Annotated in this window: 12 protein-coding genes; 8 read left to right on the top strand and 4 right to left on the bottom strand. The window is 71.6% G+C overall.

Translation table 11 applies throughout. The features are described from left to right. Positions 1-94 precede the first annotated feature (94 nt). Positions 95-1,543 (top strand): aminotransferase class V-fold PLP-dependent enzyme, encoded by a 1,449-nt coding sequence (locus ACQPWZ_RS09745; protein WP_433571115.1) that lies wholly within the window; start codon positions 95-97, stop codon positions 1,541-1,543. A gap of 87 nt (positions 1,544-1,630) precedes the next feature. Here the strand turns inward: ACQPWZ_RS09745 and ACQPWZ_RS09740 are convergent, their stop codons facing one another. Both ACQPWZ_RS09740 and ACQPWZ_RS09735 read right to left on the bottom strand, forming a co-directional pair. Beyond that, a complete protein-coding gene (locus ACQPWZ_RS09740) occupies positions 1,631-1,912 on the bottom strand; it encodes an Lrp/AsnC family transcriptional regulator (protein ID WP_307663983.1) in 282 nt (93 codons plus the stop codon). Further along, positions 1,909-2,631, bottom strand: a complete 723-nt coding sequence (locus tag ACQPWZ_RS09735; RefSeq protein ID WP_340472650.1) for a rhomboid family intramembrane serine protease — start codon at positions 2,629-2,631, stop codon at positions 1,909-1,911. Before ACQPWZ_RS09735 ends, ACQPWZ_RS09740 begins: the two co-directional genes overlap by 4 nt. 151 nt (positions 2,632-2,782) lie before the next feature. Between ACQPWZ_RS09735 and ACQPWZ_RS09730 the strand changes: the two genes are divergently transcribed. The 5 genes from ACQPWZ_RS09730 (at position 2,783) to ACQPWZ_RS09710 (ending at position 8,370) form a co-directional block, all read left to right on the top strand. Then, positions 2,783-3,025 (top strand): hypothetical protein, encoded by a 243-nt coding sequence (locus ACQPWZ_RS09730; RefSeq protein WP_313946813.1) that lies wholly within the window; start codon positions 2,783-2,785, stop codon positions 3,023-3,025. Between the two features lie 35 nt (positions 3,026-3,060). After that, positions 3,061-4,422, top strand: coding sequence for an NYN domain-containing protein (locus ACQPWZ_RS09725; protein ID WP_340472649.1), 1,362 nt, complete (start codon positions 3,061-3,063; stop codon positions 4,420-4,422). Positions 4,423-4,740: 318 nt separating this feature from the next. Next, the gene (locus ACQPWZ_RS09720) at positions 4,741-5,766 is read left to right on the top strand and encodes an NlpC/P60 family protein (protein WP_433571114.1); all 1,026 of its coding nucleotides are present in this window, start codon (positions 4,741-4,743) and stop codon (positions 5,764-5,766) included. A gap of 182 nt (positions 5,767-5,948) precedes the next feature. After that, positions 5,949-6,980, top strand: coding sequence for an NlpC/P60 family protein (locus ACQPWZ_RS09715; protein ID WP_405568895.1), 1,032 nt, complete (start codon positions 5,949-5,951; stop codon positions 6,978-6,980). A gap of 199 nt (positions 6,981-7,179) precedes the next feature. Beyond that, the gene (locus ACQPWZ_RS09710) at positions 7,180-8,370 is read left to right on the top strand and encodes a hypothetical protein (protein WP_383243209.1); all 1,191 of its coding nucleotides are present in this window, start codon (positions 7,180-7,182) and stop codon (positions 8,368-8,370) included. Positions 8,371-8,393: 23 nt separating this feature from the next. Here the strand turns inward: ACQPWZ_RS09710 and ACQPWZ_RS09705 are convergent, their stop codons facing one another. After that, positions 8,394-9,638: a glycosyltransferase 87 family protein gene (locus ACQPWZ_RS09705; RefSeq protein ID WP_433573798.1), complete on the bottom strand. Its 1,245-nt coding sequence runs from the start codon at positions 9,636-9,638 to the stop codon at positions 8,394-8,396. Between the two features lie 97 nt (positions 9,639-9,735). On the opposite strand from ACQPWZ_RS09705, the gene ACQPWZ_RS09700 reads away from it, so the two are divergent. Further along, a complete protein-coding gene (locus tag ACQPWZ_RS09700) occupies positions 9,736-10,878 on the top strand; it encodes a glycosyltransferase family 4 protein (RefSeq protein WP_433571113.1) in 1,143 nt (380 codons plus the stop codon). 189 nt (positions 10,879-11,067) lie between these two features. Here ACQPWZ_RS09700 and ACQPWZ_RS09695 read toward each other — a convergent pair whose 3' ends face one another. Further along, positions 11,068-12,864 carry an AMP-dependent synthetase/ligase gene (locus ACQPWZ_RS09695; RefSeq protein ID WP_340472645.1) on the bottom strand — a complete coding sequence of 599 codons (1,797 nt, stop codon included), beginning with the start codon at positions 12,862-12,864 and terminating at the stop codon, positions 11,068-11,070. 291 nt (positions 12,865-13,155) lie between these two features. On the opposite strand from ACQPWZ_RS09695, the gene ACQPWZ_RS09690 reads away from it, so the two are divergent. Further along, positions 13,156-13,923: a metallophosphoesterase family protein gene (locus ACQPWZ_RS09690; protein ID WP_433573797.1), complete on the top strand. Its 768-nt coding sequence runs from the start codon at positions 13,156-13,158 to the stop codon at positions 13,921-13,923. Positions 13,924-14,013 lie beyond the last annotated feature (90 nt).

The following is a 14,013-nucleotide window of genomic DNA, read 5'->3' as shown; positions in this document are numbered from 1 at the left end:
AGCACACCCTCCGCACGGCGTCCGCCGTGCGTCGAGGTCCCCGCACCGCCGGGTTCTTGAAGCCGATTCGCCTTTCCTGCCGGGAGATACCGCCATGTCCGCACGCCTGAACACCGCCACCGCCCCTGCCGCCACCGTCCCCTCCCCGGACGCGGCCGTCGCCGATGCCGGATCCGACCCCTGCTGTGCCGAGCCGCTGCCGGTCCTCGGCCGTGACGTGACCGTGCCGCTCGTGACCGGCGGCGAGGTCACCTACGCGGCCCTCGACTACGCGGCCAGCGCACCGGCCCTTCAGCGCGTGTGGGACGACGTGGCCGCGTACGCCCCCTACTACGGCAGCGTCCACCGCGGCGCCGGGTACCTCTCGCAGCTGTCCACCGACCTCTTCGAGAACAGCCGCGTCACGGTCGCCGACTTCCTCGACTGCCGCGAGGGCGACCAGGTGGTCTTCACCCGGTCCACCACCGACTCGCTGAACCTGCTGGCGTCCGCGCTGCCGGCGGACTGCCGGGTCTTCGTCTTCGAGACCGAGCACCACGCCTCGCTGCTGCCCTGGGGCGACACCCGGGTGACGTATCTGAACGCGCCGCGCACCCACGCCGAGGCGGTGCGGACGCTGGAGCAGGCGCTCGCCGACCGCGACCCTTCCTCTCGCTCTTCGAGCTGGGGAGACCCCGTCGGTCCGGCGCTGGTCTGTGTGACCGGAGCGTCCAATGTGACGGGTGAGCTGTGGCCGGTGAAGGAGCTCGCGGAAGTGGCGCACGCCCACGGCGCGCGGATCGTCCTGGACGCGGCGCAGCTCGCCCCGCACCACGCCGTCTCGGTGCGGGACCTGGACGTCGACTGGGTGGCGTTCTCCGGGCACAAGCTGTACGCGCCGTTCGGCTCGGGCGTGCTCGCGGGCCGGGCGGACTGGCTGCAGGAGGCGGAGCCGTACCTCGCGGGCGGCGGTGCGTCGCGCACGGTGGCACGGCGTGCCGACGGCGGCGTCGATGTCGAGTGGCACACGACGCCCGCGCGCCACGAGGCGGGCTCGCCGAACGTCATCGGCGTCTACTCCATCGCCTCGGCCTGCAAGGCGCTCACCGAGGCCGGCTTCGAGAACCTCGTCGCCCGTGAGCAGCACCTGGTCGACAGGGTCCGGGAGGGCCTGGCCGCGGTGCCGGAGGTCAAGGTGCTGTCGCTGTTCGGTGCGGATGCGCCGCGGGTGGGTGTCATCTCCTTCGTGGTGGAGGGCTGGAACAGCTCGCACTTCGCTGCGGCCCTGTCGGCGGAGTACGGCATCGGCGTACGCGACGGACTGTTCTGCGCCCACCCGCTGGTGCGCACCCTGCTCGGCAGCGCCCCGCAGGACCCGGGCGAGTGCGGCGCCCCGGAGGCCCGGCCGGGCGAGGTCTCGCTCAACGCGATCCGGGTGAGCTTCGGCGCCGGGACGCCCGACGAGCACGTGGAGCGCTTCGTCGGTGCGGTGAAGGAGCTGGTGCGCGAGGGCGCGAAGTGGCAGTACCGCACCGAGGACGGCCGCTGCGTGCCTGCCGTCTGAGCGACCTCCCGAGCGAGAAGCCCGCGCCGGACGGCGCGGGCTTCTTCGTGTGCCGGGGGCTGTCCCGGTCGCGTGGGCCGACGGGCTCTAGGAGTCCAGACCGATCGCGAACGCCGCCTCCAGGTCGTGCTGCGAGTACGTACGGAACGCCACGTGCGTGTCCGTGCCCTCGACACCCTGGATCTTGCTGATGCGGCCGGGGATCACGTCCGCCAGGTCGTCGTGCTTCGCCACGCGGACCATGGCGATCAGGTCGTAGGTGCCCGTGACGGAGAAGACCTCGCTGACGCTGTCCAGCGCCGCGATGGACTCGGCGATCTCGGGAATGCGGTCCACGCTGGTCTTGATGAGCACGATCGCAGTGATCACGGCTGGCTTTCTCCCTCGGTGGCCGCTGCTGGGGCCTTCACTCTAGCCGGACGCCGGAACCGCCCCCAGGCATAGAGGAACCCGGTGCCGAACCCCACCACATGCGCGAGATAGGCGACCCCGGGCCCGCCCTCGCCGGCCCCCGACGCGGCCAGCCACTGGAGGACGAACCAGAAGATCAGCACGATCCAGGCGGGGAAACGCAGCGGCAGGAAGAAGAGGAAAGGGAAGAGACTGGTGACCCGGGCCTTCGGGAAGAGGAGAAGGAAGGCGCCGAGCACCCCCGAGATCGCCCCGGACGCTCCCACCAGGGTCTGCTCGGACTCGGCGTTGGCCGCCGCGTAGGCGAGCAGGGCGAAGGCGCCGGTGCCCAGGTAGAACAGGGCGAACTCCAGCGGCCCCATGCGCTCCTCCACCATCGCGCCGAAGACGTAGAGGAAGAGCATGTTGCCGAGCAGGTGCAGCCAGTTCCCGTGCACGAAGAGCGCGGTGAAGGGGGTGAGCAGTGTGTCAGGGGAGCCGGTCATCAGCTGGGCCGGGATCACGCCCCACCGCACGAAGTACGCGCTCTGCGCCGCGAGCCACGCGTCACCCGTGCCGTACGACGGGTTCAGCCCCGAGACCGGGCTGATGAGGAAGACCGCGCAGCAGACCGCGATCAGGCCGTACGTCACCGAGGGCCTGGTCACCGCGCCCCGCACCCTCCGCCAACCGATCATGGACAGATCATGGCGTAGCGGGCCGGAAGGGTACAGAGTGCCTCGCCGTGCCGCGGGGTACCTGCGAGGCCGTAGGGTTACAGGGAGTACATCCGCAGTTCGACGGCGCACCGCGGCACCCGCATCCGCACGACGAAACGAGGACGGAACGATGACGACGGTTCCCTCGCCGACGGACCAGACCCGCTGGCGCTGCACGCTCTGCGGGAACCTCACCCGCTTCGACGTCACGCGCTCGTCGAAGGTCGTGGAGTACGTCCATCTGGACCTGGCCGGAGAGCCGACCGTCGAAGAGCGTGACGTGGTCAGTGAGACCATCGAGTCGGTGCGCTGCCGCTGGTGCAACGCGGTGGACAAGATCGAGCTGGTGGACAGGCCGGGCGCCGCCTCCTGAGGGAGTGGCCCGAACGGGTAGTGGGGTGACGGATCGTGGAGCAGCCTGACAGCGGCGCCGAGCCGGCCGGTGCGGCCGGTGACGCCGCAGAGGCGCTCGACCGGCCGTTGCCGGAAGGTGTGCGACGCCGGGTCGTGGCGCTGGTCTCGGACGCCTTCGGCGGGCTCACCGTCGCGGAACTGCCCGCCCAGTTGCGGCAGTACGCCCGTTTCACCCCTTCCCGCCGCGCCAAGTTCGCCGGCAACGCGATGGCCGCCGCCCTGGAGAGCGACCCCGTCTTCCGGCAGCGCATCGCCGAACGGCTCACGCAGGCGCAGCCCGAACTGTGCGGGGCGCTGACGGCGGGATCGCCGCCCGCGGCGGCCGATCCACTCGACGTGGCGGCCGCCGCCTACGTTCTGCGGCCCACCGGATGGGTGAAACTTGTCGCCGCCGCCGGTGAGGAGGCGCAGCGCGCCGACGCCGAGCGGGCGGACGAGGCCGGGCGGCGCGAACTGGAGCGGCTGCGCGAGGAACTCGTCGAGGCCCGCGGTCTGACCAAGAGCGAGACCGAACGGCTGCGCACCGAGCTGGAGACGGTCCGCAAGGAAGCCGAATCGCTTCGCCGCAAGCTGCGCAGCGCCCAGAGCGACGTCAAGCGCGGTGAGGCCGCGCTGCGCCGGGTGAACGCCGAGATCGACACCGTCCGGTCCGAGACCGCGGCCCAGGTCTCGGCCGCCGAGAGCGAGAGCAGGCGCCTCAAGGCCCGTCTCGGCGAGGCGGAGGCGGCGGTCGAGGCCGGACGCCGTGCTGCCCGTGAGGGGCGCTCCGTCGAGGACATGCGGCTGCGGCTGCTGCTGGACACCGTGCTGGAGTCCGCGCAGGGGCTGCGCCGCGAACTGGCCCTGCCACCCGCGTCCGTGCATCCCGCGGACACGGTCGACGCGGTCGAGCCCGGTCGGATGTCGCCCAAGGACATCGCGGCCCGGGCCCTGTCGGAGACCGACCCGGCGCTGCTCGACCAACTGCTCGCGCTGCCCCAGGCGCATCTCGTCGTCGACGGCTACAACGTCACCAAGACCGGCTATCCGACGATGCCGCTGGAGAAGCAGCGGCTGCGGCTGCTCGGCGGGCTCTCCATGCTCGCGGCGCAGACCGGGGCCGAGATCACCTGTGTCTTCGACGGGGCCGAGCTGGCCGCCCCGGTGCTGCTGGCGCCGCCGCGAGGCGTGCGGGTGCTGTTCTCCAAGCCGGGTGTGACGGCCGACGAGCTGATCCGCCAGCTGGTGCGCGCGGAGCCGCCCGGCAGGCCCGTCGTGGTGGTCTCCACCGATCGCGAGGTCGCCGACGGTGTGGCGAAGGCGGGGGCCAGGCCGGTCGCGTCCGTTTTGTTGCTGAAGCGGCTTTCGCGCGTCTGAGCAACTCGCGTACTCCTTGGGCCGATTCGCCCCACTCTCGGCGGAACGTTGCGTCAAGTGGCAATCACAACGCGTGTGATGTGAGTAAAGAATGCCCTCCGCGCCAAACATTTTTCCCGACAGGATTTGAAGTGATCACAAGAAGGTCACTAAGGTCAGGCCTCGAACCTTCGCGCGGTTGATCGCCCATCCGGGGTGACAGCGAAGGAACCGCCACTTCTGTGTACTTCAGCTTTTTCCCGGGGGAGCTGTGTGCGCGGAGCCGGGGTTCACCCCCCACTGCCCGGTAGGCGGCTGAGGAAGAAGGAGCTCGCCCGCGTGGCGTCCCACCGTCGTCCCAAGCAGCCGAGCCGCACCCGCGTGACCGTGCTCACCGCGACCGCGGCAGCGGCCGTCGCCCTCACTTCCCAGGCCGCCCAGGCTGATCCGAAGCCGAGCAAGAGCGACGTCAAGGAAAAGGTCGACAAGCTCTACGAAGAGGCCGAGAAGGCCACCGAGAAGTACAACGGCGCCAAGGAGCAGCAGGACAAGCTCCAGAAGCAGGTCGACGCCATCCAGGACAAGGTCGCCCGCGGTCAGGACGAGCTCAACACCCTGCGGGACGGCCTCGGTTCGGTGGCCAGCGCCCAGTACCGCTCCGGCGGCATCGACCCGGCCGTACAGCTCTTCCTCTCCTCGGACCCGGACAGCTACCTCGACAAGGCCTCCGCGCTGGACCAGCTCGGTGCCAAGCAGACCGAGGCGCTCACCGAGATCCAGACCAAGCAGCGCACCCTCGCGCAGCAGCGCCAGGAAGCCCAGAGCAAGCTCGGCGACCTGGCCGACACGCGCAAGCAGCTCGGCACGAAGAAGAAGGAAGTCCAGTCCAAGCTCGCGTCCGCGCAGAAGCTGCTGAACTCCCTGAGCGCGCAGGAGCGTGCCTCCCTCGCCGCTGACGAGACCCGCGCCGACCGCGCGAGCGAGCGCGTGGACCTCGGTGCCACGGTGCCCGCCTCGCAGCGCGCGTCCGCCGCGTTCGCCGCCGCCCAGAGCAAGATCGGTACGCCGTACGTCTACGGCGCCTCCGGCCCCAACTCCTTCGACTGCTCCGGCCTCACCTCCTGGGCGTTCGCCCAGGCCGGTGTCTCCATACCGCGCACCTCGCAGTCGCAGGCCAACGCCGGCACCCGGATCTACTCCCAGAGCGCCCTCAAGCAGGGCGACCTGGTGATCTTCTACGGCGACCAGCACCACGTCGGCTTCTACGCGGGCAACGGCCAGGTGCTGCACGCGCCGCGGAGCGGAGCCAACGTGCGCTACGAGTCCATCAACAACATGCCCTTCCAGTTCGGCGTGCGCATCTGACGCCCAATCGGGCGATTTCCCGCACCTCCTGCTGACGCTGCGCCCCGCCGGTGACCTGTGGTCTCCGGTGGGGCGTCACTGTCTGTGCACGATACGGTCGTTGGCCGCCGCGTGATCGCCCGGCTACTGTCTGCCGCGCACCATCCCTCGTGCACCTCGTCCAGCGGAAGGGAGCGCGGTTCGTGGCGTCCCATCGACGGTCCTCACAGCCCGGTCTCACTCACAGCGCCAGGGTCACCGTTCTGTCCGCCGCGGCGGCAACGGCCGCTGCGGCGCTCGGGGCCGCACCGGCGGCCGTCGCCGACCCGGGCGACGGGCCGGACTCCTCGCGTGCCACGGTCGACCGGCTCTTCCAGGAGGCCGAGAAGGCCACCGAGCAGTTCAACAAGGCCGGTGAGAAGGCCGACCGGCTGCGCGAGGACGTGAGCCACACGCAGGACAGCGTCGCGCGGGGCCAGGAGCGCATCAACCGGATGCGCGGCGCGCTCGGTTCGGTCGCGGGGGCGCAGTACCGCTCCGGCGGCATGGACCCGGCGCTCGCACTGCTCCTCTCCGCGGACCCCGACAGCTATCTGGAGAAGGCAGCGACCCTGGACCGCATCAGCGAGCGTCAGGCCACCGCCCTGCGGGATCTCCAGCAGGCCCAGCGAAGACTCGGCCAGGAGCGTGCGGAAGCCGCTCGCGACCTCGTCGAACTGGAGCGCAGCCGGGCGGCCGTCGCCCACCACAAGCGCACCGTCGAACGCAAGCTGGGAGAAGCCCGGCGCCTGCTCGACTCGCTGCCCCCCGAGGACCGCGCGGACTTCGACCGCGCTTCCCGCTCGGGACGCGGCCAACTGCCCGAGCTCTCGGGCCTCGCCCCCTCCTCGGCCCGGGCCGCCGCCGCGGTGATGGCCGCCCGCAACGCGGTGGGCCGCCCCTACGTCTGGGGCGCCAACGGGCCCTCGGGCTTCGACTGTTCGGGGCTCACCCAGTGGTCGTACGCCCAGGCGGGCGTCGGGCTGCCGCGCACCTCGCAGGCACAGCGCTACGCCGGCCGCCAGGTCTCCCTCTCCGAGGCCCGCCCCGGCGACCTGGTGGCGTACCGCAGCGACGCCAGCCACATCGCGATGTACATGGGCAACGGGCAGGTGGTGCACGCGCCCTATCCCGGCGCCCCGGTGCGCTACGACCCGGTCGGCATGATGCCCGTCTCGTCGGTCACGCGCGTCTGAGCCCGTTCCGGCTCCGAGCACCGGTCGGCCGTCCGAGCCCGGTCCGGCGTCCGGAGCGGCTTGGTCCGCGGCGGCTGTACGGGTGGGCCGGCTCCTCGTCCGGGCACGGGCCGCGTCCTGGCCCGTCCGCTTCCGCTCTACGTTCCGTACGATCGACAGGGTGGCAGGTCACGGGCGCGTCGGGCGCCGGGCGATACGGATGGCGGCGGGGCTCGGCCTCGCCGTCGCTCTGCTGACCTCCGGCTGCGCCGGTCCCGGGGCGTCCGACAGCACCGTCCGGGAGATCCAGCGCACCCTCGACGGCCGCGCCGCCGCCGTCCTCGGGCACGACGAGAACGCCTATCTCGGTGCGGTGGCCTCCGACGCGAGCGCCCTGCGGGCCGACGAGCTCAGACAGTTCCGCAACATGGCGGACATCCCCTTCGGGTCCTGGGAGTACCGGCTCGGGGACGTACGCCGCGACGGCTCCACCGCGGTCGCCGACGCCGAACTCCGCTACCGCATCGCCGGATACGACACCGCACCCGTCACCGCCGCCCGCACGGTCGAATTCACCCGGCGCGACGGCCGCTGGTATCTGAAGGCCGACCGGCCCGCCGGGAAGAGCGCTCAGCAGCTCTGGCAGCAGGGCGACGTCCATGTCGTACGTGGCAGCCGCAGCCTGGTGCTCGCCGTCGACCGGGACACCGTCCGGCAGAAGGCGCTCGCGGCGACCGCCGACCGTGCGGTGCCGGCCGTCGCGGGCGCCTGGCCGTCCCCGTGGGCCCGGCGCGTCGTCGTCCTGGTGCCGTCCTCGCTGGAGGCCATGGGCGAGCTGCTGGGTGCCCCCGCGGCCGGTTACCGCGGCATCGCTGCCGTCACCACGGGCGAGACCGGGTCGTCCGGCAAGGCCCCCGCGGACCGGGTGATCGTCAACCCCGAGGCGTACGGGGTGCTCGGCGACTTCGGGCAGACCGTCGTGCTCACGCACGAGACGACGCATGTGGCGACCCGTGCGTACACCTCGAAGGCCACTCCCATGTGGCTCTCCGAGGGCTTCGCGGACTGGGTCGCCTACCGCGGCACCTCCCGCACGGACGGACAGACCGCGCCCGAACTCCAGCGCGCGGTCCGCGGCGGTGAGACCCCGGCCGCCCTGCCGGACGACAAGGACTTCGCCTTCGGCGGCGACGCGGATGTGCTGGCGCGGGCGTACGAGGGCGGCTGGATGGCCTGCGAGCTGATCGCCGGGAGATGGGGCGAGGGGAAGCTGACCGCCTTCTACCGGGCGGTGGGGGAGAAGGAGCACCGGGCGAGCGCGGTCGAGAAGGCGATGCAGGACGTGCTGGGGATCTCGCCGGAGGAGTTCACGGTGACGTGGCGGGGCTATCTGCGGGAGCGCCTGGGCTGACGGCGGCCCCATGCGGGGGCGCCTCAGGAGGAGAGCAGTTCCTTGTCGGGTGCGGGCCGCAGCGGCAGGCTTCCGCGGCCGCCGGGCTCATGGACGGTGTGCCGCCACAGCCGTACGCAGGCGGTCACCGTCGCCGCGACCAGCAGACCGTTGCGCACCGCCAGCAGCAGCACACCCAGCGGGTCGCTCTCCACCACATGCGCGAAGTAGACGGGGAACTCCAGCACCGTCATCGCGCATGCGGCCAGCACCAGCCAGGCGGGCAGGGTCATGCGGCAGGCCCGGAAGGTGAGGCAGACCGCCGCCAGCCCGACCAGCCAGATCATGTACTGCGGGCTGATCACCCGGCTGGTGGTGGTGAACAGCAGCACGGCCGCGAACGCCGCGTCGCACACGGTGGAGGGGCCGAACTCCCGCGCCCGCAGCCGCCACAGCACCAGCCAGCCGAGCGCCCCCGCACCGAGGACCATCGCGAGCGTGGACACGAGCGGGACGTACGGGCCGAGGAACTCCACGGACCCGTAGTTCAGCGCCACCCGGCCGTCCCAGCCGATGTGCCGCGCCCCGTGGAAGACGAGCGCCCCCAGCGACTCGATCTCGGTGCCCCGGTCGCGCTGGGAGGTGAGAAAGGCCAGGGCGCCGGGCATCGTCGCGACGAAGAGCAGGGTGAGGCCGGCCGCCGTGACCGCGGCGGCGGCCCAGGAACGGCGGGTCGCGCGTCCGCGCGGCAGCCCCAGCAGCAGCAGGACCGGCCAGACCTTGAGCAGGGCGCCCAGGCCCGCGAGCACCCCGAGCATGCGGGGCCGGCGGGCTCCCGCGACGAGTGCGGCCACGGCGACGGCGGTGACCATCAGGTCGTAGCGCGCGTACGCCGTCGGTCCGAGGAGTGCCACGCCGCCGACCCACATCCAGGCACCCCGCCGGGTCGCGCCCGGCCGTCCGCCGGCGTGGAGCAGCAGCGCGAGAACGAAGGCGTCGCAGAGGGCGGCGAGGACGAAGAAGGCGGAGGCGTAGCCGAGCAGGGGCACCACGGCGGGCGAGAGGATCGCGAGCGCGGCGGCGGGCGGGTACTGCCAGGTGACGTCGTCCAGCGGGAAGGTGCCGGTGCCGAGCGTCTCGTACCAGCCCCGGTAGATCACCGAGACGTCGGTGGTGACGTCGGGGCCGGGGAACGTGACCACTTTGAAGACGCACAGCAGCAGCGCCGTCCTGGTGAGGATCCACACCGCGAGGGGGAGCCGGGTGCCGACTGCGTCCGCCATGAGCATCTCGTCCCTGTTCGTACGGAAATGAGAGATGCTCATGATGCCGGGCGGGACCGTGCCGGAGCGACGAGGCAGGGCCGTTCGGTACTGTCGGCGGACGATGCACAAGACCTTGATCGTGACCAACGACTTCCCGCCCCGGCCCGGCGGTATCCAGGCCTTCCTGCACAACATGGCGCTGCGGCTGGACCCCGAACGGCTCGTCGTCTACGCCTCCACCTGGAAGCGCGGCCAGGAGGGCGCGGAGGCGACCGCGGCCTTCGACGCGGAGCAGCCCTTCACCGTCGTGCGGGACCGTACGACCATGCTGCTGCCGACCCCGCGAGTCACCCGGCGTGCGGTCGGACTCCTGCGTGAACACGGCTGCGAGTCCGTGTGGTTCGGGGCGGCGGCGCCGCTCGGGCTGATGGGTCCCGCCCTGCGCAGGGCGGGTGCGCGGCGGCTGGTGGCCACGACGCACGGGCACGAGGCCGGCTGGGCCCAGCTCCCCGCGTCCCGGCAGCTGCTGCGGCGGATCGGCGAGGGCACCGACACCATCACGTATCTGGGCGAGTACACCCGTTCGCGCATCGCCGCCGCGCTCACGCCCGAGGCGGCGGGCCGCATGGTCCAACTGCCGCCGGGCGTCGATGAGAAGACCTTCCACCCGGGCTCCGGAGGCGAAGCGGTCCGCGAACGGCTCGGGCTCACCGACCGGCCCGTGGTCGTCTGTGTCTCACGGCTGGTGCCCCGCAAGGGCCAGGACACCCTGATCCTCGCGATGCCCGCGATCCTGGCGGAGGTGCCGGACGCGGTGCTGCTGATCGTGGGAGGCGGCCCGTACGAGAAGGACCTGCGCAAGCTCGCGCAGGACACCGGAGTCGTGGGATCGGTCCGCTTCACCGGCGCGGTGCCCTGGGCCGAACTGCCCGCCCACTACGGCGCCGGTGACGTCTTCGCGATGCCGTGCCGCACCCGCAGGGGCGGCCTGGACGTCGAGGGTCTCGGCATCGTGTACCTGGAGGCGTCGGCGACGGGCCTGCCGGTGGTGGCGGGCGACTCCGGCGGCGCCCCGGACGCCGTACTCGACGGCGAAACGGGCTGGGTGGTACGCGGCGGCTCGGCCGAGGACGCGGCCGACCGGATCGTGGCGCTGCTGGAGGACCCGGAACTGCGGACGCGGATGGGGGAGCGGGGCAGGCAGTGGGTCGAGGAGAAGTGGCGCTGGGACCTGCTGGCGGAGAAGCTCAGAACGCTGCTGTGAGCGGGATGAGTCGGCGGGGCGTGTCCGCGGTGACGCGATGCCCGACCGGGGGCGTCTTTGCCGACGCGGCGCCCGGCAGAACTCGTACCCGCTGACGCGACGTCCCCGCAGACCCTGGTCTGCGGGGACGGAAGCCGGCGCCGGGTTGCCCGGTCGGCGAGGGCCGGGGGCTGCCGCCCCCGGACAGCCTCAGCCGCGGTAGATCGCCTCGATCTCGTCCGCGAAGTCCTTCGCCACCACATTCCGCTTCAGCTTCAGCGACGGCGTGATGTGTCCCGCCTCTTCCGTGAACTGGGCGTTCAGGATGCGGAACTTGCGCACCGACTCCGCCTTGGAGACGGCCGCGTTGCCCTCGTCCACCGCCTGCTGGATCTCCGCCAGCAGCTCGGCGTCGTCGCGCAGCGAGGCAGCCGTCGAACCCGCCGGCTTGCCGTGGTCCGAGGCCCAGCGGCCCAGGAACTCCTCGTCGATCGTGACCAGCGCGCCCACGAAGGGACGCCCGTCGCCGACCACCATGCACTCCGCGACCAGCGCGTGCGCGCGGATGCGGTCCTCGATCACAGCCGGAGCGACGTTCTTGCCGCCCGCGGTGACCAGGATCTCCTTCTTGCGGCCGGTGATCGCGAGGTAGCCGTCCTCGTCGAGCGTGCCGATGTCGCCGGTGTGGAACCAGCCGTCGGCCAGCGCCTCCGCGGTCGCCGACTCGTTCTGCCAGTAGCCCTGGAAGAGATGCTCTCCGTGCAGCAGCACCTCGCCGTCGTCCGCGATCCGCACCACCGAGCCCGGCAGCGGCTGTCCGACCGTGCCGATCTTCTGGCGGTCCCACGGATTGAACGCCGTCGCCGCGCACGACTCGGTCAGGCCGTAGCCCTCCAGCACGGTGAAGCCGATGCCGCGGAAGAAGTGTCCGAGCCGCTCGCCCAGCGGCGCGCCGCCGGAGACCGCGTACTCGCCGCGGCCGCCCAGCACCGCCCGCAGCTTGCTGAAGACGAGCCGGTCGAAGACCTTGTGCTTGAACTTGAGGCCGATCGAGGGGCCTTCGGAGGTGCCGAGAGCACGGCTGTAGGAGATCGCCGTCTGTGCCGCCTTGTCGAAGATCTTGCCCTTGCCGTCGGCCTGGGCCTTCGCACGGGCGGAGTTGTAGACCTTCTCGAAGACGCGCGGCACACCGAGGATGAGCGTCGGCCGGAAGGAGGCCAGCTCGTCGGTGAGGTTCTTGATGTCCGGGACACAGCCGAGCTTGATCGGAGCCATCACGGCCGCGACCTCGACCATGCGCCCGAAGACGTGCGCGGCGGGGAGGAACAGCAGCACGGAGCTCTCGCCCGTACGGAACAGGGGCTTGAGGCGCTCCACGAGGTTGCCGCACTCGGCGAAGAAGCTGCGGTGGGTGAGCACACAGCCCTTCGGGCGGCCGGTGGTGCCCGAGGTGTAGACGATGGTCGCGGGGTCGTCCGCCTTGGCGTGCGCGCTGCTCGCGTCGACGGCCTCGTCGGAGATCCCGGCGCCCGAGGCGATCAGCGCGTCGACCGCGCCGGCCTCGATCTGCCAGACGTCACGCAGGCCCGGCAGCCGGTCCCGTACGGACTCGACGGCGGCCGCGTGGGCCTCACCCTCCACGATCACCGCGACCGCGCCCGAGTCACCGAGGATCCACTGGACCTGCTCGGCCGAACTCGTCTCGTACACCGGCACGGTGACCGCGCCGGCGCTCCAGATGGCGAAGTCCATCTGCACCCACTCGTAGCGGGTGCGGGACATCAGGGCGACCCGGTCGCCGGGCCGGACACCCGCGGCGATCAGGCCCTTGGCGGCGGCGCGTACCTCGTCGAGGAACTGGCGGGCGGTGACGTCCGCCCAGGCTCCCGCCACCTTTCTGCCCATCACCGCAACATCCGGATGCTGAGAGGCATTGCGGCGGATCAGATCCGTCAGGTTGCCGTCCGAAGGGACCTCGTACAGGGCCGGAAGGCTGAACTCGCGCAAGACTGCTGCTCCTCATCGGGCGCCGGCGCCACGGCTCTGTGTGATGCACCGGCTGCGGTCCAAGATCGGGCAGGTGCTCATTGGGGGGTGAGCACGACTGGACTGCCCGGACGTTACCCACCAGTACTCGGTTCCGGATAGGGGGTCCCGGCCAGATGTTCCCTGCGTCACACGTGTATGGCAGTGCTTCGCGCAGAGTAGTCCACCCCCCGTGCGGTCGGAAGAACGGCTGGTCCCGCCCCCTCTACCCAGCCACGGCGGCGGCGTCCTAGGGTGATCGGCATGCGAGGTATGCGAGTCAATGTGGTCAGTGACGTGCACGGCAATGCCGGGGATCTCGCCACCGCGGGCGACGGCGCCGATGCCCTGATCTGCCTCGGCGACCTCGTCCTCTTCCTCGACTACGCCGACCACTCGCGTGGCATCTTCCCCGACCTCTTCGGCGCCGAGAACGCCCACCGGCTCGTCGAACTGCGCACGGCCCGGCGCTTCGACGAGGCCCGTGACCTGGGGCGGAGTCTGTGGGCGGAGATCGCCACCGACCGCGAGAGCGCCATCGAGTCGGCCGTACGACGCCAGTACGCCGAACTGTTCGCCGCCTTTCCCACCCCGACGTACGCCACCTACGGCAATGTCGATATGCCGACCCTCTGGCAGGAATACGCGCACCCGGGTGTCTCCGTCCTCGACGGCGAGCGCGTCGAGATCGGCGGCCTCGTCTTCGGCTTCGTCGGCGGCGGACTGCGCACCCCCATGCGCACGCCCTACGAGATCTCCGACGAGGAGTACGCGGCGAAGGTCGAGGCCCTCGGCGAGGTCGACGTCCTGTGCTCGCACATTCCGCCGGAGGTCCCCGAGCTGACCTACGACACGGTCGCCCGCCGCTTCGAGCGCGGCAGCCGGGCCCTGCTGGACGCGATCCACCGCACACGGCCGCGCTACTCCCTGTTCGGTCACGTGCACCAGCCGCTCGTCCGGCGGATGCGGGTCGGCGCGACCGAGTGCGTGAACGTCGGGCACTTCGCCTCGACCGGCCGCCCCTGGACGCTGGAATGGTGAGCACGGCCCCAGTGGAGTGAGCACGGGCCGTGGAGTGCCGAGCCCGGCCCCCAAAGGACGGGCAAACGGCGAGCACAGGCCCTGGGATTC

Origin of the sequence: Streptomyces sp. CA-251247, assembly GCF_050952975.1 — a bacterium.
GTDB lineage: Bacteria > Actinomycetota > Actinomycetes > Streptomycetales > Streptomycetaceae > Streptomyces > Streptomyces achmelvichensis.
This window is presented reverse-complemented; position numbering and strand designations above follow the sequence as displayed.